Below are 19,478 nucleotides of genomic sequence, written 5' to 3' on the forward strand. Positions count from 1 at the left end.
GGGCCTGGGGCTGTCGATCAGCCGGGAGATCGCGCATCTGCTCGGCGGCGCGCTCACGGTCACGAGCGCCACCGGCGAGGGCAGCACCTTCACCCTCCACCTGCCCGTCACCCGCGACGACTTCAGCGAGCAGACCGCCGCCGAAGTCCCTCCGGCCGGCACCCCCGCGGCCCTTCCCGGCCCGGCGCCCGCGCGGGGCGGGGCGCTCCTCGCAGCCTCCGCCACGGCCGCCCGGCCGACGCGGCGCCTCCTGGTGATCGAGGAGCGCCCGCGAGGACTCCTCGCCGTCGTCGCGGAGAACGCGGTCACGCAGCTCGCCGCCGACGGCGGACACGGCCAGCGGACGGACATCGAACTGATCGCGGTCGTCGGCCCGCTGGAGGCCGCCGCCGCGCTCGCCACCCAGCCGTTCCACTGCGTGGTGCTCGACGTCGACATGGCGGACGGCGACGCCCTGCGCTTCCTGGCCGCCATGGACGGCGACGAGGCGCTGCGCACCGTCCCCGTCCTCGCCCACAACAACCGCCGGCTCCCCGCCGACGAGGAGGGCACCCTGCAGGAACTCGCCCGCCGCCGTCCGCTGGAGCTCCTCTCCAGCCTCGACGAGCTGCGCGAGCGGATCGCCCTGCACCTGTCCGCGGAGCAGCCCGGCGACGTCGTGCCCCTGGTCCGGGGGGACCACTGGGCCCCGGCCCCCCGGGCCATCGACACCACGCTGCACGGCCGGACCGTCCTCGTCGACGACGACGACGCCCGCAACCTCTACGCCCTCAGCGGCATCCTGGAACTGCACGGCATGACGGTGCTGCACGCCGAGAACGGCCGGAAGGGGATCGAGACACTCGTGGCCAACCCGGCCGTCGCCCTCGTCCTGATGGACGTGATGATGCCGGAGATGGACGGCTACACGGCGACGGCGCGGATCAGGGAGCTGCCGCGGTACGCGGACCTGCCCATCATCGCGGTCACCGCCAAGGCCATGCCGGGCGACCGCGAGAAGAGCCTCGCCTCGGGGGCCAGCGACTACGTGACCAAGCCCGTCGACGCCGACGAGCTCATCGCCTGCGTCGGCCGCTGGCTGAACGATGGATAGGCCCGTGACCGCCCCCGCCGGGCGGCCCTCCGCCCCGCGCCCGCCCGGCGCGTCCCGTCCCCGTCCGTGCGGCGGCCCCGAGGCCGCCCTGACCCAGGAGTCGCCGACATGAGTGGCCCCCGTTTCCGGGGCGGAGACCCGTCCGCCGGACTGCACGGCGACGGCGCCCCGGCGCCCGAGGCGGCCGACGGCACGGTTCCCGCCCCCGCAGGCGAACGGCAGGAGGTGCGGGACGGCTCCGTCGACGGCCGGCTCGCCGCCACCGTGGAGCGGCTGCGCGGCGAGCTGGCCGCCGCGCACGCGGCGGCCGAGGGGCGCGCCCTGATCGAACTCGCCAAGGGCGTCATCGTCGAGCGGCTGGGCTGCGGCCCGGCCCAGGCGGCCCGGCAGCTCGCGGAACTCGCCGACCGCTCGGGGCTGTCCCGGCTGGAGCTGGCCGCGGACATCATCGACCACGCGGCCCGCGACCGGGGCGCCGAAGCCGCGGACGCGTTCGTCCGGTCGGCCGCCGGCGAGACGGAGCCCCCCGGCTCGGCCGCCGTCCGGCTGCGCACGGCGGAGAGCGCGGTGCTCGACGCGGACGACACCCAGGCCGTGGCCGAGTCGCTGCTCACGCACGCCCTCGAACCCCTGGGCGCCGTCGCCGTGGCCATCTGGACCACCGGCCCGGACGCCTCGCTGAGCCTGCGAGGCCACGCCGGGTTCGGCCTCGACGAGGCGGCCCGCTGGCGTCACGTCCCCCCGGGGGTGACCACGGCGGCCCGCCAGGCCCTAGCCGGCCGCCGCACCGTCTGGTACCTCTCCCTGGCGGCCTCGGGCATTCCGTCGATCGGAGGCGCGCGCCATCCCGAGGGCGGCCGGGTCGTCGTCCCCGCCGGCACCGGCGGCCGTATCCACGGCGTCCTGGAGATCTGCTGGGCCCGGCCGCTCGACCCCCAGCCGCAGGCCGTGGAACGCCAGATCGAGGCCCTCGCGGAGCTCTGCGCCCACACCCTGGAGGACCTGCCCGAACAGGCGGCCCCGGCGCACCTCCTCGTCCCCGCCGGGGACCGGGTGCCGGAGCTGGTCGAACTCTCCGACGGGCTCTACGACCCCGCCCTCGTCCTGACCCCCCACCTGGACGAGGAGGGACGGCTCGCCGACTTCCGGGTCCGGCACGCCAACGCCCACTTCCAGGATCCGGCCGGCCGGCCCCGCGGCTCCGTCGACGGGGCGCTGCTCCTGGAGGCGTACCCCGCCATGGCCGGCGAGGGCGAACTCTTCGACCGGATCGAGCGGGTCTACGCCACGGGCGAGCCGTTCCGCGCCCGCCGCGTCCGGCTCACCGCCCTGGTGGACCAGGTTCCGCTCACCTCGCCCGCGGACATCAGCATCAGCCGTCACGGAGCGGCCGTCCTCCTCATCTGGCGCGTCGAGGACGAGACGGCGCGCCTCGCCGGCCTGTTGCAGCACGCCCAGCGCCTCGGCCGGGTCGGCGCCTTCGAGGAGGACGTCGTCACCGGGGACATCACCTGGCACGGCCAGCTCTTCGACTTCTTCGGCCGCAGCCCCGCGGAGTCGCCGGTCGCCCTGCGCGACCTCGCCGCCCACGCCCACCCCGACGACGCCGACGCCATCCGTCGCTTCCTCCGGACGGTGTTGAGCGGGCGGGTGGGCTCCGCGGCCTTCCGCATGCTGCGCCACGACGGGGTCACCCGCCACCTCCGGGTCACCGCCGAACCGGTCCTGGGCCCCGACGGCGGGATCCAGGCCGTCCGGGGGGCCTACCAGGACATCTCGGCGCAGCACTGGACGGAGGTCGCCCTCACGGCCACCCGTGACCGGCTGGCCGCCACGGAAGAGGCGGCCGAGGAGCGCAACCGGCTCACCCTTCAGCTCCAGCACGCGATCATGCCGCCGGCCAAGCCGCCGCTCGACGCGCCGGGCCTCGACGTCGGAGTGCGCTACCGGCCGGCCGAGTCCGAGTCCCGGGTGGGCGGCGACTGGTACGACGCCTTCGTGCTGCCGTCCAAGAAGGTGCTCCTGTGCGTCGGGGACGTCGCGGGCCACGGCGTGGAGGCGGCCACGAGCATGGTGGTCCTGCGCAACGCGCTGCGCGGCCTCGCCGTCACGGGCGCGGGGCCGGGACAGCTGCTGTCCTGGCTCAACAGCGTCGCCCACCACCTCACCGCCCACGTCACCGCCACCGCCGTCTGCGCCCTCTACGACCCCGAGAGCCGCACACTGCGCTGGGCCCGCGCGGGCCACCTCCCGCCGGTGCTCGTCCGGGGGGAGGAGGCGGCCGACCTGCCGCTCCTGCGCGGACTGCTGCTCGGGGCGCTCGCGGAGGCCGAGTACGAGGAGGACGAGGTGCGGCTCGAACCCGGCGACACCGTGCTGATGTACACCGACGGGCTCGTCGAGCGGCGGGACACCGCCGTCCACGACTCCGTCGCACAGCTGCTCACCGTCGCCCGGTTGCCCTCCGAGAGCCTCGAACGACGCCTCGACCAGCTGTTGGCCCGGAGCAAGTCCGACACCGACGACGACACGTGTGTGGTCGGAGTCCAGGTGTCCTGACCCTCCGGTCCTCCGGCCCCCGACCGTTCACCCCCCGTCCCCCACCCGGAAAGCAGGGAACATGCCCGAGCAGGAACCGAACCTGGATGTCGGATTGGACATCCGTGATCCCCGTACGGCGGTGCTGTCCGTGGGGGGTGAACTGGACATGGAGACGGCCGCCCGGCTGGAGGAGCGCATGACCGAACAGCTCGACCTCGGCCGGCGCCATCTGGTACTCGATCTGGCCGCCCTCGACTTCATGGACTCGTCGGGCCTGAACGTCCTGATCAGAGTGCTCCACAGAGCGCGGGAGACCGGTGGCGACCTGCACCTCGCCGCGCCGACCCCGGCGGTGCGGCGCATCCTGGAGATCACCGGTGTGACGACGGCCCTCCCGCCGTACGAGGGTGTGGCGGAGGCGCTGGTCGCGGCCGGCGCCGGGAGATGACGGAAGGACGGCCCGGTCCCGGGCCCGGGGGAGGAAGGAAGAAGAGAACGTGCAGGAGATCGCCGACATCGAGCAGGCACTCCGCCGGGCGGCTCCGCACCAGTTGGTGCACGTCGTCGAGGAGGCCCTGCGGGCGCACTGCGGCGCCCTGCGGGCGGAACTCCGCCTGGCGGACTACGGCTTGCGGTCGCTCCAGCTCGTCGAGCGCACCGCGGGGGCGGATCCGTCGGTGCCGATCCACGACAGCCCCCAGGGGCGGGCCTTCGGGGCCCAGGAGCCGTACGTCCTGAGGGAGGAGGGGGCGCTCCTGCTCCACCTGCCCGTCACCGTCCGCGGCGACCGGCTGGGCGTCCTGACGGCCGTGCTGCCGCCCCGGACCGACCTGCGGCCGCTGTTCCCCGGGCTGGCCCAGGTCTGCGAGGCGCTCGGCCACGAGATCCTGGTGGCCGAGCGCGACACGGACCTGTACGTCCTGGCCCGGCGCGCGACCCGGCTGACCCTCGCGGCGGAGATGCAGTGGCAGCTCCTGCCCGGCCGCTCGTGCGCCCGCCCCGAGTTCGCCCTCGCCGCCCATCTGGAGCCCGCCTACGCCATCTTCGGGGACAACTACGACTGGTCGGTCTCGGACGGCCGGCTGACCCTGGCCGTCACCAACGGCATGGGGGAGGGCATCGAGGCCGCCCTGCTGACGAACCTCGCGATCAACGCGCTCCGCAACGCCCGCCGGGCCGGTCTCGCCCTCGCGGACCAGGCCGCGCTGGCCGACCAGGCCGTGTACGCGCAGTACCGGGGAGCCGCCTACGTCTCGGTGCTCCTGCTCTGCTTCGACCTGGTGACGGGCGAGGTGGAGGTGGTGGACGCCGGTTCGCCCCGCCTGTGGCGGCTGCGGGGTCACGCGGTGGAATCCGTGGGCTTCGAGGCGCAGTTGCCCCTGGGCATGTTCGAGGAAACCGTCTACGTCCCCGAGCGGTTCACCGTCCGGCCGGGGGACCGCCTGCTGTTCGGCAGCGACGGCGTGTACGCCACCGTCTCGCCCGCCGGGGAGAGCTACGGGGACCGGGCGCTGGCCCGGGCGCTCCGCGGGACGCGCCTGCTGCCGCCCTCCCAGGTGCCGCAGGCGGTGCTCCGGGAGCTCGGCGACCACCACGGCGCCGGGCCGCTGGACGACGACGCCCTGGTCGTCTGTCTCGACTGGTACGGCACCGCGTCAACAGTTGCCTTGTGACAACTGTATCCTTGGGGCAACATCCGGCGGGTGTCCGGTGGAACGCGTCGAGGACGACCAGAGGTGGCAATGAGGACATGGGGTGCGCGGCCGGCCGGAGCCGGCGCCGTGCGGGGGTCAGGCCGAACTGACGTCCTTCAGCGGCGTGCGGGGGCGTGACGAGGCGGCCGGTCCGCTTCCCTCCAGAGCGTCGTGGAAGCCGGTGAGCCCCCGCAACAGGGCCTTGCGGCTCGTCGGCGACATGTCCGCGATGACCGCGAGCAGGGCCTCCTCGCGCTGGACCCGAAGCTCCCGCAGGTACGTCTTGCCGTGCACGGTCAGGTGCAGCTCCAGCTGCCGCCTGCTCACGGAGCTCGGCAGGCGCTGGACGAACCCCAGCGCCTCCAACCGGTCGCACATGCGGCTCACCGAGGGCGGCGCGGAGCCGAGCAGGTCGCCCAGCGTGCGCAGGCTGATGCCCTCCTCGCGGTCGAGGCTGTACAGCACGCGCAGCTGACTCGCCGAGACCGGTGTCGCCGACACCATGTCCCGACCGCGCTCCCACAGCACTTCCAGCAGCTCGATGAGCTCCCGGGCGGCTTCGGCCGTCTGCTGCGGTTCGCCCGGGGGCGGTGCGGGATTGCTCTTCATGCCTGCCGACACTCCTCGGACGTCCGGGGCCGAGGACTTCGGCCTTGCGACGGACCGGTCATCTCCACATCTCTCCAGAAGGCGGTACGGATCCGGTGGATCGACACGTGACAGTGGAAGGCGCACTGCGCGGGGCTGCACCGCACCTCCTCCTGGACTCCCTCCGTACCAGTCTCGCGCACCTGTACGCCGCGGTCTGTGCCGACCTGCTGCTCATCGACTACGGATTCACGTCCCTGCGCCCCGTGGAGCCCGTGCAGACACCCGCCGGGATGCCGCACGTGCCCGTGGACTCGGGGCCCGCGGGCCACGTCCTCCGCACGCAGCAACCATATCTTTTCCGTGATGTCGGCCTTACGGCGACCGTTTACCTTCCCGTCACGGTCCGCGGCGACCGCTTCGGCGTCCTCGTGGTCGTCCTGCCCACCGAGCGGGCCACCCCGGAGACCACCGACAGCCTCGTCCGGGTCGCCGAGACGCTCGGACACGCCCTGCGCGTCGCCGACCGCCACACCGACCTGTACCGCCGCACCCGCAGGACGCGCGCCCTCAGCGTCGCCGGGGAGATGCAGTGGGACACCCTGCCGGGCCGGGCCTGCTCCGGACCGGCGTTCGACCTCCACGCCTACTGGGAGCCCGCCTACACCTCCGGAGGACACCTCCTGGACTGGAGCGTGACCGAGGACGAACTCCTCCGCGTCGTCGCCGCCGCCTTCGGCCCCCGCACCCCCGCCGCCCTGGTGAGCACCCTCGCGCTGACGGCGATCCGCAACGCCAGACGGGCCGGACTCGACCTGGTGGCACAGGCCAGCCTCACCGACCAGGCGCTCTACGGGCAGTACCGGGGGAAGAGCCCGCTCGCCGCCCTGCTGGTCCGCCTCGACCTGACCACCGGCGGGATCGAGGCCGTCGACGCGGGCTCGCCGACGCTCTGGCGGATCCGCGGCGCCCTGAGCGAGCGCATCGAACTGGACCGCCAGCTGCCCCTGGGCATGTTCGAGGACACCGTCTACGCCACCCAGCGGCTCGGGCTCCTGCGCGGCGACCGGCTGGTCTTCGTCGCCTGCGGCACGGACGAGCCCCCGGCGGCCGGGGACCCCGGGACGGCGGACGGATCCGTCGCCCGCGCCCTGGCCGGGGCCGGCCGCCTGAGCGGCGCGGACACCCCCCGTGCCGTCGTACGGGCCCTGCGCGACGCCCGCCGCGCCACACCGGACGCGGTCCTCGTGCTCTGCCTCGACTGGCGGGGCCACGGGCCCGGGGCCCCGGGCGAGGAACGGCACGAGGACCCCCCTCCGCCGGCCCCCTGAGATGCCGCCGGACGGTGTGATCCCGGTTGCGGGCGGTGTGGGAACCGCGAACAGGGGAAAGGCGGAGTACGAGGTGCCGAGCAGCGCCCACCCACCCGGACGAGGGGAGTACCAGCGCCATGACGGACGCGATCACCGCGGAGCGAGCAGCACCGGAGCCCCTGCTGTCCGCGAGCGTCGTCTACGGCGACGCTCCCCCCAGCGGCGCCATCGCCTCCGCCCGTGCCTTCACGGCCGACTTCCTCGCGGCGGCCCCGCCCGTGCGGCTCGAACCTGTGCCGGACGAGCGCGTCGAACTGGCGCAGCTGGTGGTCAGCGAACTGGTGACCAACGCGGTCCGGCACGCGGCCGGCTCCTGCAGGCTGCTGCTGGAACTGCACCAGGACACCCTGGAGATCTCGGTCTTCGACGGTGATGCCGCCGCCCCCGTGCCCCGCGGCCACGACCCGCGCCGCATCGGGCAGCACGGGGTCGAGATCGTCGTCGCCGTCTGCGAGAGCCTGACCGTGGAGCCCGCCCCGGAGGGCAAGCGGGTCCGCGCGTGCCTCTCCCTCCTGCCCGAGTAGGACGACGGGCACGGGCCCGGCAGGCCGGCGCCCGGACCGGGGCACCCGGTCCGGGCGGACAGCGGGGAACACGACCCCCGGGCGCTCAGCGCCGCCCCTCCGCCGTGCGGCGGGAGCGCCGTCGCAGCGCGCTCCGTTCGGCCTCGGTGAGACCACCCCACACACCCGCCGGCGGATGGGGCTGCGCCATGGCCGAGCGCAGGCACTCCTCCCGCACCGGGCAGTGCCGGCAGACCTTCTTGGCCTCCTCGGCCTGAGCGAGGGCGGGGGAGCCCGCCCCCACCGGGAAGAACAGATCGGGGTCGACCTCCTGGCAGGCCGCGGCCGTACGCCAGCCGTTCATGTGAGCCTCCTGGCACTCGAGTCGGGATGTGTCCTCCCGTCCGCCTGACCCCTCGTCCGGGTGTGAAACCCGGCGGGGATTGGTCCGGCGCTGACGGGGCACCCGGAAGACCGACCGGGAGGAGCGAGACGACATGACCACATCGAGCCCGCACGCCGCCGCACCCGCGAAAGCGGCGGCGGGCGAAGGCATACGGGCGGCCGCACGGGCCGGTTTCGCGGCGCGGGGAGTGCTGTACCTGCTGATCGGCGCACTGGCCGTCCACATCGGCCTCACGGGGACGCGCGAGCAGGCGGACCGGGGCGGAGCCGTCGCGCACGCCGCCGCCACCCCCTTCGACACCGACGTCGCCTGGGCCCTCGGCGTCGTCCTCGCAGGGATGGCCGCCTGGCGGCTCTCGGAGGCGGCCCTCGGCGGGTCCGGCCCGAAGGGGGACAAGGCGCACAAGCGGGCCCTGTCCGCCGGGCGCTGCGTCTTCTACGCCGGCTCCGCCTTCCTCGTCCTGTCCTTCGCGGCGGGCGAGCGGGGGAGCGGGGAGGGGGCGACCGACCGTCAGAGCCGGGACGTCACCAGCCGTCTCCTCGACCTGCCCGGCGGGCGCTGGTGGGTCGGCGCCGTGGCCGTGGGGATCCTGGCGGCCGGAGTGTGGATCGCCGGCAGGGCGGTGCTGCGGAAGTACCGCGACGATCTCGCGTGGGGGCGGCTGGGGACGTACCCGCGCCGCTTCATGGACGTGACGGGCGTGGGGGGCGGCGTCGGACGCGGTCTCGTCTTCGCCGCGCTCGGCCTCTCCGGCGTGCGGGCGGCGCTCGCGTTCGACCCGAACCGGGCCAAGGGGATGGACGACACCATCCGCTCCTTCGCCCAGACCCCCGCGGGACCCGGGCTGCTGCTCGCGGTGGCGGCCGGCCTCGTGCTCTTCGGGCTCTTCTCCTTCGGCCAGGCGAAGTGGCGCGAGGTATGACCCCCGCCGTCACCTGGACCTCCTCCGCGGACCTGTGGGGACGGGCGTGACGCTCCACCACGCCATCGCCACTCCGACACCGAACACCAGAGCCAGCATGACCGGCACGAGGGAATCCTTCCGGGGCGAGGACCGTGTCCGAGGAACCGGATGACCCCGAACCCGGTGCCGAAACGCGTCGCCCCGCCATGAATCCGAGGGGCGGGGAAAGGCGGAAGAGCGGAGACGTCGGAGCCGGTTCCCGGCCCGGAGAATCCGCGCGGAGCCGTACACGGAGGAAGCCGAGGGTGTTCTCGATCGAGGTCAGGGAAGAGGAGTGGGGCACGGTGCTGGTCCTGCGCGGTGAACTGGACCACGACAGCGTCGTCCAGCTGGACGAGGCCGGACGAAGAGCGACGGCGCCGGGCGGCGGGGAGGGGACCGTGGTGGCCGACCTGGCCGGTCTGACCTTCTGCGACTCCAGCGGCGTCAGCGCGCTGCTGCGGCTCTACCGGGCCCTGGAGGCCCGGCACCGGGGCCTGGCGCTCGCCGCCGTGCCGCCGACCGTCCTCCGCCTCTTCACCCTGACGGGGCTGGACCAGATCTTCCCCGTGCACGCCGACGTGCACGGGGCACTCGCCGCGGGGCGGGACACCGCCCCCGGAGCCGGAGCACCGGCGCGGCAGAACGGGAAAGAGACCACATGAGGCGTGTACCGGGTCAGCAGTCGCACCGGCCCGACCGGACGGTGGACACCGGTCCGGCCGCCCCGGGCCCGGCGGACGACGACCTCAGAACCCTGTTCGGCAGGTCGGCGGCCGTCTTCGCGTCCCTCGCCGGACCGGCGCACGTGGTGGAGAGCGCGAACCCGGCCTTCTTCGGCGCGATCGGCGCCGGGCGGCGCGTCCGCACCGGCGTACCCCTCGGACAGCTGATGGCCGCCCCCGCCGACCAGGAACTCCTCGCCTTCCTCGACCGGGTCTACCGGACGGGCGAACCCCACACGGGCCGCGACGCCAGGATCGTCCTGGGCGACGGGAACCGCTCCCGGGAGGCGTTCTTCGACCTCACCTACGAGCCGCGCGTCGATTCCGGCGGCAACGTCACCGGCGTCCGCGTCATCGGGGTGGAGACGACCCAGGTCAAGCAGGCCCAGAGGTTCACGGCGGAACACCGCGTCCTCCTGGAGCAGATCGCCCGGCAGGCCCCCCTCGACGAGGTCCTGGACGGAATGGCCCGCGCCATAGAGGAGCTGTCGCCCGAGGACCTCGTGGTCTCCGTCCTCCTCGCCGACCGCGACGGCCGCCGCCTCCGCCACGGAGCCGCCCCCAGCCTGCCCGACTTCTACAACGCGGCCGTCGACGGCATCGGTGTCGGCGAGGGCGTCGGCTCCTGCGGCACCGCCGCGCACCGCCGCGCGCCCGTGATCGTCACCGACATCGCGACGGACCCCCTGTGGGACGACTTCCGCGGGCTGGCGCGGCGGGCCGGGGTGGCCGCCTGCTGGTCCACCCCCGTCCTGGGAAGCGACGGCACCCTCCTGGGGACGTTCGCCATGTACCACCGCGCCCCGAGGGCCCCGCAGGAGGCCGACCTGGCCCTCGCCCGCCTCTTCGCCGACACCGCCGCGCTCGCCGTCGAACGGCAGCGGGCCGAGACGGCCCGCCAGGCCGCCGAGGTCCGGGAGCGGGCGGCCCGCGAGGACCTCGCCTTCCTCCTCCAGGCCAGTACCGCCCTCACCGTCGACCTCGACGCCGCCCAGACCCTGGAGCGGCTGGCCCACTCCTGCGCCCCGAGGCTGGCGCCGCTCTGCGCCGTCGACGTGGTGGAGAACGGGCGTCTGCGCCGCGTCGCCACGGCGGCCCCCGACGAACGGCGGCGTCGGGTGCTCGCCTCGCACCTCCCCGTCTACGACGCCGCCGACGACGCCGTCGCCCGGGTCCTCGCCACGCGCGCGAGCGAGATCGCGCGGCGCGCTCCCACCGGGCCCGGCCCCTGGAAGGACCTCGGCGTGACGGGCTACCTGTGCGTCCCGCTGCTCGACCGGGGCACCGCCTTCGGCACCGTGACCCTGCTCTCCGACGAGAAGGACCCCTTCGACGGACACCGGGTGGCCCTCGCCGAGGAACTCGCCCGACGCGCCGCGTCGGCCGCCCGCAACGCCCGCCAGTACACCCACCGGGTGACCCTCGCCCGGGACCTCCAGGCCGGCCTCCTCATGCCCGAACTCCCCGACGTCCCCGGCGCGGACGTCGCCACCTCCTACCACCCCGCGGGCGAGGGCCTCGACATCGGCGGCGACTTCTACGACGTCTTCCCGCTGGACGACGGCCGTTGGGCGTTCCTCCTCGGCGACGTCTGCGGACGCGGCGCCATCGCGGCCACGACCACCGCCCTCGTCCGCCACACCGCGCGGGCCGTCACCCCCTTCCTGCCCGGTCCCGAGGACGTCGTGGCGGCCGTCAACCGGGCCCTCGTCAACAGGCCGGACAGCCACGGCACCGGCTTCGTCACCCTCGTGTACGGCCGGCTCACCCCCACCGGTCACGGACTGGACGTCGAACTGGTGCGGGCGGGCCACACCCTGCCCCTCCACCTCGACTCCCGGCACACCACCCGCCTCGTCGACGCCCCGGGCTCCCTGCTCGGCATCTCCCCCCAGGTCGACGTCGTCTCCCGCACCCTGCACCTCGACCCGCACGAGAGCCTGCTGCTCTACACCGACGGCGTCAGCGAGACCCGCGACGACGACGGCGAGCAGTTCGGCGAGGAACGCCTCGTCGAAGCCGTCGCGGGGGCCCCGCACCGCCCCTCGGCCCAGGAGGTGGTGGACGCCCTCACCCGGGCGGTGCACGAGTTCACCGGCGGTCAGGAGATCGACGACGACCGGGCGGTCCTCGTCCTCACCGCCACCTGAACGTCCCGGCCGGCCCGTCGCCCCCCGGGCCGGCCGGGAACAGGACCCCGGGAATGTGCCTCAGGTGAAGCCCCTGTGCCGGAACGGTGGGGATGTGGCGGGCAAAAGCCGGATCCCTCCCGGAAGAGGGACTTTCACTTGATGTGCGGCACGCCCTGGGCAAGGGTGGACGGACGAGCCGACGCCGATTGGGAAGGTGGCGGGCCACGGCACACGGGCCACACATATGACTGTTTCCGAAGACGAATCCGGCCGCTCCCGGGCCCCCCGGGGAGCCACGGGCACCTCCTGGCTCCGCTCGCCCCACCCGGCGGTGGTGGCGGACCGCGAGGGCGGCGTCGTGGAGTTCAACGACGCCGCGGCCGACCTCTTTCCCCGGATGGGAGTCGGCTCGTGGCTGGACGGCGTCGTGCCGGGATGGCTGGCCGACGCACACCGGCGACTGGCCGTCCCCCAGGGCACGCCGCACGCCGCGGCCGCCACGCGCCCCGGAGGCCCGCCACTGCGGGGGAACCACGACGGCCGCCTCCTGCGCGCCCACCCCACCGAGTCCGGCCACGGAGACGTGGCCTGGTGGCTGGTCGACGACTCCGACCTGACCGCCGCGGAGGACGCCCTGCGCACCGAGCAGGAGCGCACCGCGCTCCTGGCCGAGGCGTCCACCCAGCTGCTGTCCTCGCTGAACCCGGACCGGTGCCTGGAGAAGGCGGCCCTGCTCGCGGCCGCCCACCTCGGCGACGCGGCGCTCGTGATCTCCCCGCCCGTGCGGAACCGGTACCCCGTGGTCACCGCGGTGGGGGAGAGGTTCGACCGGAGCCAGGTCGCGATGGACCCGACCTCCGTCCCCGGCCTGGCCGAAGCCCTCCAGGGCTTCCCCCCGGTACCCGCCCGCTGGATCGACCCCGCCGAACTCCCGGCCTGGGCCGTCCCCGAGGACTTCGGGGAAGCCCCCGGATCCGTCGCCATCACCCCGCTGCCCGGCCACGGCGTTCCCGCGGGCGCCCTGCTCCTGCTGCGGCGCGGCGGGCAGAGCGCCTTCGACGCGTCGGAGGAGCTCTTCGCCCGGCTGTTCGCCGCCCGGGCCGGGGCCGCCCTGTCGGCCGCCCGCCTCTACGCGGAACAGGCGCGCGTCACCCGCGCGCTGATCGCCGAACTCCTCCCGCCGCAGCTCCACCACGTGCGCGGGGTCGACTTCGCCGGCGGCTACCGAACCTCCCAGGACACGGAGCGGATCGGCGGCGACTTCTACGACGTCCACCCCGGTACCGACGCCGGGCAGGAGACGCTCGCCGTCCTCGGGGACGTGTGCGGCAAGGGACTGGAGGCGGCCGTGCTCACGGGCAGGATCCGCAGCACCGTCCAGGCCCTGCTGCCCCTCGCCGACGACCACCAGAACGTCCTGAGGCTGCTCAACGGCGCCCTCCTGAACTCCCGTCACACCCGCTTCGCCACCCTGGTCCTGGCCTCGGTGGGACGCGCGGACGGCCGGGTGCGGCTGCGGCTGACCAGTGCCGGTCACCCGCGCCCGCTGATCCTGCGCTCCACGGGACACGTCGAGGAGGCGGACACCGGCGGAACGCTGGTGGGCGCGCTCCCCGAGGTCCCCTGCCGCTCCGCGACCGTGCACCTGGCACCGGGGGACACCTGCCTGCTCTACACCGACGGCATCACGGAGGCCCGGGGCGGGCCGCTCGGCTCGGCCATGTTCGGCGAGGGCCGGCTCCGGGCCTCCCTCGCCGACTGCGCCGGGCTCCCGGCCGAAGCCGTCGTCGAACGCGTGCAGATGATCGCCGGCGACTGGGTGGGCCGCGGCCCGCACGACGACATGGCGGTCGTCGCCATCACCGCACCGCACACCACCCGCCCGTCCGCGGGGAGCGACCGCGCTCCGGACAGGAACACCGCATGAACACCCGCACCACCCCGTCCACCGACCTCGCCGCGACCCGCCGACGACTGTGGGAGGCACTCGGGGCGAGGGACGAGGCCGCGGCCACCGCCGCGGTCCTCGACGCCCACGACGAGGGGGCCCCGGCCGAGGACCTCCTGCTCGACGTGATCGGCCCCGTGCAGGCCAGACTCGGCGGGGAGTGGGCCGCAGGCCGCATCGGAGTCGCCCAGGAACACGCCGCGACGGCCATCCAGGACCGCGTCGTGGCGGCCCTCGCCCACCGCACCCCGGCCCCCGCCGCGGAGCCCGGCGACCGTCGGACGCCCGGAGGGCCACCCCGGCGCGTCACCGTCGCCTGCGTGGACGGCGAATGGCACGCCCTGCCCGCCCGCCTCCTCGCCGAGGTCCTGCGCGGCCGGGGCTTCGTCGTCGACTACCTCGGGGCCCACGTCCCCACCCCCCACCTCATCGCGCACCTGCACCAGACCGGCACGGACGTCGTCGCCCTCTCGTCCTCGCTGCCGGTCCGGCTCCCGACGGCGCACGCCGCCATCAGCGCCGTCCAGGCCGTGGGTCTCCCGGTGCTCGTCGGCGGGGCGGCCTTCGGCCCCGACGGCAGGTACGCCCGTCTGCTCGGCGCCGACGGGTGGGCGCCCGACGCCCGTGCCGCCGCCGACCTCCTCGCCGAGGGACCCAGGCACTCCGGGGAGCCCAGGACGGACCCCGCCGGCGGCCTCTCCCACCTGTCCGACCAGGAGTACACCCTGGTCACCCGGGCCCGGCCCCAGCTCGTCCGCCACGTCCTCCAGGGGCTGGAGGACACCGTCCCGGCCATGGCCTCCTACGACGACCGGCAGCGCGAACGGACCGCCGAGGACGTCGCCCACATCGTCGACTTCCTCGCCGCGTCCCTCTACGCCGACGACCCCGAGCTGTTCACCGGCTTCGTCACCTGGACCGCCGGGGTCCTCCGGGCCCGCGGCGTCGCGGGAGACGCCCTGGTCGCCGCGCTCGACCTCCTCGCCCAGGCCCAGCGCGACTTCCCCCGCGCGCGGGCCCACCTCGCCGCGGGCCGCGACGCCCTCGTCCGCGTACCGCGTCCGTCGGCCCCCGGGCCCCGCTCGTGAACACCCCCGACCACCCCTTCGCGGTCGAGGCCGTCACCGCGGCGGACGGCACCCTGCGCGTGGGGCTCGCCGGCGACCTCGCCTGGGACAGCGCCGACGAGCTCCTGGACGTGGTCCGCACCCGCCTCGACCGGACGCCCGGCCCCGCCGACGTCCGCCTCGACTGCGCCCGCATGACCCTGTGCGACTCGATGGGACTGTCCGCGCTGCTGGCCCTCCACCGGCTCGTCTCGACGGCGGGCGGACGACTGCACCTGGACCACAGGCCGGCCTTCCTCGACCGACTGCTCCTGCTCACCGGCACGTACGAGCACCTGACGGGCCGCACCGGGACGGCGGAGCCCTCCGGTGGGATCCCGGCCGACGGGGCGGACGGGCCCGGGAGCCAACGCTCCTGACGGCCGGTCACGATTCCTCGCGGTCTTCACAGGGTCACGACAGCATCGGCACATCCGTCTGGCGTACGGGAGGTGTAACAGGGACGGGACGGGTCAAGCGGACACCGCATCCGCCCGTCGCCCGCTCCCCCCAGCCGGAGGACTCATGTCCCAGCCCCGCGCCACGTCGCTCCCGTCGCCGCACGTCCTCACGCAGCCCATGGTCATGGAACTCGTCGGCCCGGACGCCGTCGTCCGGATCGACACCTCCGTCGGCTACCACTCCCGCGACCCCCACGCCCTGAGCATCGCCTTCCACCTCCTGGGCGAGGAGTCCGTGGTGTGGCGCCTCGACCGCGAGATGGTCCTCGCCGGAGCGCTGGGACCCACCGGCGAGGGAGAGGTCCACCTGAGGCCCGCCCCCGACGGCGAGCTCCTCCTGCTGCTCGGCGGCGCCGGGCACCGCGCCACGATCCGGTGCGACCAGGAGGAGCTCGCCCGCTTCGTGCGCGGCACCTTCGTCCTGGTGCCGCAGGGCACGGAGGAGCGCCACATCGACTGGCGGCCGCTGCTCGCCTCCCTCCGGGGCTGAGGTGCAGACCTCGAACCGCCGTACGGGGACGCGCGCGGAGCGCGCCCCCGGCCGCGGCCCCTCAGTCCGAACTGCCGGGCGGCACCGGACGGAAGCAGGCGGTGACGTCCTTGCCCCGCGGGCAGGGATGGGTCCGCACCTTGGCGGCGAGGGCGGCGATCAGCAGCAGGCCGCGTCCGCCGGTGGCGCCGTCGTCGGGCCGGCGTTGCTCGGGGACCCGGGGCGAGGAGTCGTGCACGGTGACGTGCAGGCACTCCTCGTCCCAGGTGAGGATGAGCTGCGCGTCGCTGCGGGCGTGCACGTGGGCGTTGGTGACCAGCTCGGAGACCGCCAGGACCACGGAGTCCGCCGTGTCCGGCGCGGCACGGTCCCACCCGAGCGCCGTCAGGTGTCCGCGCGTCCAGTCCCGCGCCGCCTTCACGCTGCTGCCGAGGGGCAGCGACCGCGCCCATCCGACCGCCTTCATCGAGGGATCCCGCGTCATGACTCTCCTCAGGACGACCATTCGAAAGGTCCATATGCCCGGTATGTGTCGGATGAATCCGGTGTGCGGCATCCTGGGACGCCGCCGGAATCTTCTCGGAAATTGACCGGAGTGGAAGTGAAGGCTCAGGGTAAGCGAAGCGCTACAGGGCCACGCATCCCGCTAAGGGATACACGTGAAAGGGGAAAGGTGTGACGATCACCACGATGTCGGGCGCGGGAGTCGAGACCGGAGCGGGGACGCTGCCGATCATCCCGGACACGTTGGCGGTCGCGCCGAAGGACGCGCGAGCCCTGTCGAAGGTCTTCTTCCGGGAACTCACGGTGCTGGAGGAGGGGACGCACGAGTACCAGTACGCGCGCAACACCCTCATCGAGATGAACATGAGCCTGGTCCGCTACGCCGCCGGGCGGTTCCGCCACCGCGCCGACGAGATGGAGGACATCGTCCAGGTCGGCACCATCGGCCTGATCAAGGCGATCGACCGCTTCGAGCTCTCGCGGGAGGTCGAGTTCACCACCTTCGCCGTGCCCTACATCGTCGGCGAGATCAAGAGGTTCTTCCGCGACACCTCGTGGGCGGTGCACGTGCCCCGCCGACTCCAGGAGGCACGGGTGGAGCTGGCCAAGGCGACCGAGGAGCTGAGCACCCGCCTCGGCCGGACTCCCACGGTCAAGGAGCTCGCCGAGCTGATGAGCCTCACGGAGGAGGAGGTCACCGAGGCGCGGCTGGCCTCCAACGGCTACAACTCCTCGTCCCTGGACGCCGCGCTCAGCGGTGACGACGAGGACGGAGACGCCTCCCTGACCGACTTCATCGGCAGCGAGGACCCCGCCATGGAACTGGTGGAGGACTTCCACTCCCTGGCGCCGCTCATCGCCGACCTCGACGACCGCGACCGGCACATCATCCATCTGAGGTTCGTCGAGGAACTCACCCAGGCCGAGATCGGGGAACGCCTGGGCTTCTCCCAGATGCACGTCTCCCGGCTGCTGGCGCGCACCATGAAGCGCCTGCGGGCCGGTCTGCTGGAGACCGACTGAACCGGCCGGCCGTCACCGCGCGCGCCACGGAGCCGCGCGGCTGACGGCCCCGGGGACCCGTCTCCGCGCCGAACGGCACGTCTCCAGGGCGTCCGCCGGGCTGAAGCCCGCCGCGGGCGCCCTTCCCCGTGTCCCGCGAGGAGCGAGGGGGAACCGCGCCCACACCCCGGACGCCACCGTCACCGCCGCGGGTGACCCGGCCCGTACGACGCGCGAGGTGGCGCGGAGGGGCGGGGCCGCTCGCCGAAGCGCCCCCGCGGACGGCACGGACCCCACGGAAGCGGGCGGCCGGGCGTCACCCGCCGGGCGGCACGCCCTCCTCCGCCGGTCGCGCGAGGTGGGCGGGCAGCGGAGGCGTCACCCAGCGGATCGCCGCCGAGACGAGCCGGCCGCCCGGCCGGGCCAGCGGCAGCAGGAGCCGTACGCGCACCGGCAGGGCGACCGACTCCCGCGCCCACGCCGGCAGGAGGTCGACCGCCGCCGCCGAGAGGAGCGCGTACGGGAGACGGGCCGGCCACGGCAGGGGCGGTTCGGCCAGCAGGTACCGGGCCGTGGCCGCCGACTCGGCGGTGGCCGCCAGCTCGCCCCGCCGCAGCAGCAGCGCCTCCGCGAGACCCGCCTCGGTCACGGGCGGGTCCGGAACCCCCAGCCGCCGGGCGACCGACGCCATGTCCGCGACGTAACCGTCCCGGCCGCCGGGCGCGAGCGGGGCCGCCCCGTAGCGCTGGTGCGCCCGTAGGAAGCAGAAGGCCTCGGCCAGGTGCACCCAGGAGAGCAGCGCCGGGTCCGAGGCCCGGTAGGCCACCCCGTCCGAGGTCGTCCCCGTGACCCCGGCGTGCACGGCCCGTACCCGTCGTACCGCCCGCTCGGCGTCGGCCGCCGTCGCGAACGTCGTCTCGGCGAGGAAGGTGCTGGTCCGCTGGAGCCGCCCCCAGGGATCGCCCTGGAAGCCGGAGTGCGCCCAGACGGCGGCCATGGCCACGGGATGGAGCGACTGCAGGAGCAGCGCCGCCAGGCCGCCGATGTACATCGAGGCGTCCCCGTGCACGACCCGCACCGGACGGTCCGGGGCGAACCAGCGAGGGCCGGGGGTGCCGTGGATCCGGTCGCGCTTCCGGTGCACGGTGGGCCCGGCCACCCGCCGCAGCAGCGCTTCGCCGACCTTTCCGCGCATCCGCTGGATCAGCACCGTGCGCACCGGGAACCACCTCCTTCCTCCAGACTGCCCTTCGGTCGCGCGGCGCACGCGTGGGGGATCACCCGGGGAACCGTTCCGTGCCGCGGAGCCGCCGCCGGCGTGCCGGTGCCGGCACCGCGTCCGCGAGGGAGCAGGGGCATGCGGGCGCCGTCCCGGGGAGGGGTCGAGGCGGCGGGGCGAGCGGAGGAGCCGTGCGCGGCGGTCCTCGCCGGGTACGTCCCGCGACGTCGCGGAGCGCGACACCGCGCTCGGCGGATGAACGCCGCCCGACGGAGGCGCCGTCCTGCCGCGGGACGCGCGATCAGTCCTCCATCCCCTCGCCGGGGGTGTGATCGGGATGGCCCGCGGTGCGCCGCCGCTTCTTGAAGCGGGCTTCGAGGCGGTGCTCACGGCCGTCGGCGAGGGCGGCGACCGCCGCCCGCTCCGGCGACCGGAACGGCTCGTAGTAGGTGCTGTTGTAGGACTCCACGATCTGGAAGGTCCAGTGGTCCGGGATGACGTTGCGTCCCAGGATCTCGGTCTCCACCCGGTCCGCCCAAGCGTCGTGCCCGGCGGCCCGCAGGAGCTCGACGGCCCGGTCGAGCTCGAAGTCGGCGGTGCCGGTCAGCTGGTGGAAGCCGTACAGATGGCCCCGCGCGCGCTCCGTCGTCTCCAGGGCCTTGGACAGCGCGCCGAGGGCCTCCACCGTGATCTCGTCCGGGGAGGAGGGGCGGCCGGAGGTGTACCGCTCGTCGTCATGCGTGCTCATGT

19 protein-coding genes are annotated in these 19,478 nt (G+C 74.6%); 14 read left to right on the forward strand and 5 right to left on the reverse strand.

Going from position 1 to position 19,478, the window contains the following annotated elements; genetic code table 11:
- From IE321_RS32055 to IE321_RS32070, 4 genes are all read left to right on the forward strand, one after another.
- On the forward strand, positions 1-1,093 hold a 1,093-nt coding region (locus IE321_RS32055), incomplete at its 5' end, for an ATP-binding response regulator (protein WP_190225466.1).
- A gap of 108 nt (positions 1,094-1,201) precedes the next feature.
- Positions 1,202-3,652, forward strand: coding sequence for a SpoIIE family protein phosphatase (locus IE321_RS32060; protein WP_190225467.1), 2,451 nt, complete (start codon positions 1,202-1,204; stop codon positions 3,650-3,652).
- Between the two features lie 61 nt (positions 3,653-3,713).
- A complete protein-coding gene (locus IE321_RS32065; protein ID WP_043220342.1) occupies positions 3,714-4,082 on the forward strand; it encodes an STAS domain-containing protein in 369 nt (122 codons plus the stop codon).
- Positions 4,083-4,131: 49 nt separating this feature from the next.
- Complete coding sequence (locus IE321_RS32070; RefSeq protein ID WP_043220344.1) at positions 4,132-5,307, forward strand: PP2C family protein-serine/threonine phosphatase; 1,176 nt, start codon at positions 4,132-4,134, stop codon at positions 5,305-5,307.
- A gap of 117 nt (positions 5,308-5,424) precedes the next feature.
- Here IE321_RS32070 and IE321_RS32075 read toward each other — a convergent pair whose 3' ends face one another.
- Complete coding sequence (locus IE321_RS32075; protein ID WP_043220346.1) at positions 5,425-5,937, reverse strand: MarR family winged helix-turn-helix transcriptional regulator; 513 nt, start codon at positions 5,935-5,937, stop codon at positions 5,425-5,427.
- A gap of 107 nt (positions 5,938-6,044) precedes the next feature.
- Between IE321_RS32075 and IE321_RS32080 the strand changes: the two genes are divergently transcribed.
- Both IE321_RS32080 and IE321_RS32085 read left to right on the forward strand, forming a co-directional pair.
- A complete protein-coding gene (locus tag IE321_RS32080) occupies positions 6,045-7,247 on the forward strand; it encodes a PP2C family protein-serine/threonine phosphatase (RefSeq protein ID WP_229916634.1) in 1,203 nt (400 codons plus the stop codon).
- Positions 7,248-7,366: 119 nt separating this feature from the next.
- Entirely contained in the window at positions 7,367-7,813 is a 447-nt protein-coding gene (locus IE321_RS32085; RefSeq protein WP_043220347.1) for an ATP-binding protein, read from the forward strand.
- An 85-nt stretch (positions 7,814-7,898) separates the two neighbouring features.
- Here IE321_RS32085 and IE321_RS32090 read toward each other — a convergent pair whose 3' ends face one another.
- On the reverse strand, positions 7,899-8,156 hold the full coding sequence (locus tag IE321_RS32090) for a WhiB family transcriptional regulator (RefSeq protein ID WP_190225469.1): 258 nt from the start codon (positions 8,154-8,156) through the stop codon (positions 7,899-7,901).
- A gap of 133 nt (positions 8,157-8,289) precedes the next feature.
- Between IE321_RS32090 and IE321_RS32095 the strand changes: the two genes are divergently transcribed.
- From IE321_RS32095 to IE321_RS32125, 7 genes are all read left to right on the forward strand, one after another.
- Positions 8,290-9,120 carry a DUF1206 domain-containing protein gene (locus IE321_RS32095; RefSeq protein ID WP_190225470.1) on the forward strand — a complete coding sequence of 277 codons (831 nt, stop codon included), beginning with the start codon at positions 8,290-8,292 and terminating at the stop codon, positions 9,118-9,120.
- Between the two features lie 287 nt (positions 9,121-9,407).
- A complete protein-coding gene (locus IE321_RS32100; protein ID WP_190225471.1) occupies positions 9,408-9,806 on the forward strand; it encodes an STAS domain-containing protein in 399 nt (132 codons plus the stop codon).
- Positions 9,803-12,016, forward strand: coding sequence for a GAF domain-containing SpoIIE family protein phosphatase (locus IE321_RS32105; protein ID WP_190225472.1), 2,214 nt, complete (start codon positions 9,803-9,805; stop codon positions 12,014-12,016). The genes IE321_RS32100 and IE321_RS32105 overlap by 4 nt, the downstream gene beginning before the upstream one ends.
- A 226-nt stretch (positions 12,017-12,242) precedes the next feature.
- Positions 12,243-13,925 carry a PP2C family protein-serine/threonine phosphatase gene (locus IE321_RS32110; protein WP_190225473.1) on the forward strand — a complete coding sequence of 561 codons (1,683 nt, stop codon included), beginning with the start codon at positions 12,243-12,245 and terminating at the stop codon, positions 13,923-13,925.
- On the forward strand, positions 13,922-15,034 hold the full coding sequence (locus tag IE321_RS32115) for a cobalamin B12-binding domain-containing protein (RefSeq protein WP_190225474.1): 1,113 nt from the start codon (positions 13,922-13,924) through the stop codon (positions 15,032-15,034). The genes IE321_RS32110 and IE321_RS32115 overlap by 4 nt, the downstream gene beginning before the upstream one ends.
- Positions 15,031-15,432: an STAS domain-containing protein gene (locus IE321_RS32120; RefSeq protein ID WP_190225475.1), complete on the forward strand. Its 402-nt coding sequence runs from the start codon at positions 15,031-15,033 to the stop codon at positions 15,430-15,432. Before IE321_RS32115 ends, IE321_RS32120 begins: the two co-directional genes overlap by 4 nt.
- A gap of 145 nt (positions 15,433-15,577) precedes the next feature.
- Complete coding sequence (locus IE321_RS32125; protein WP_190225476.1) at positions 15,578-16,003, forward strand: SsgA family sporulation/cell division regulator; 426 nt, start codon at positions 15,578-15,580, stop codon at positions 16,001-16,003.
- A gap of 61 nt (positions 16,004-16,064) precedes the next feature.
- Here the strand turns inward: IE321_RS32125 and IE321_RS32130 are convergent, their stop codons facing one another.
- Positions 16,065-16,487, reverse strand: a complete 423-nt coding sequence (locus IE321_RS32130) for an ATP-binding protein (RefSeq protein WP_190225477.1) — start codon at positions 16,485-16,487, stop codon at positions 16,065-16,067.
- A gap of 191 nt (positions 16,488-16,678) precedes the next feature.
- On the opposite strand from IE321_RS32130, the gene IE321_RS32135 reads away from it, so the two are divergent.
- Complete coding sequence (locus IE321_RS32135) at positions 16,679-17,530, forward strand: RNA polymerase sigma factor SigF (RefSeq protein ID WP_190225478.1); 852 nt, start codon at positions 16,679-16,681, stop codon at positions 17,528-17,530.
- A 295-nt stretch (positions 17,531-17,825) separates the two neighbouring features.
- On the opposite strand, the gene IE321_RS32140 is transcribed toward IE321_RS32135, so the two are convergent.
- Positions 17,826-18,704, reverse strand: a complete 879-nt coding sequence (locus IE321_RS32140) for an oxygenase MpaB family protein (protein WP_190225484.1) — start codon at positions 18,702-18,704, stop codon at positions 17,826-17,828.
- A gap of 325 nt (positions 18,705-19,029) precedes the next feature.
- On the reverse strand, positions 19,030-19,476 hold the full coding sequence (locus IE321_RS32145; RefSeq protein WP_190225479.1) for a hypothetical protein: 447 nt from the start codon (positions 19,474-19,476) through the stop codon (positions 19,030-19,032).
- Positions 19,477-19,478 lie beyond the last annotated feature (2 nt).

Source organism: Streptomyces hydrogenans (assembly GCF_014656075.1).
GTDB lineage: Bacteria > Actinomycetota > Actinomycetes > Streptomycetales > Streptomycetaceae > Streptomyces > Streptomyces hydrogenans.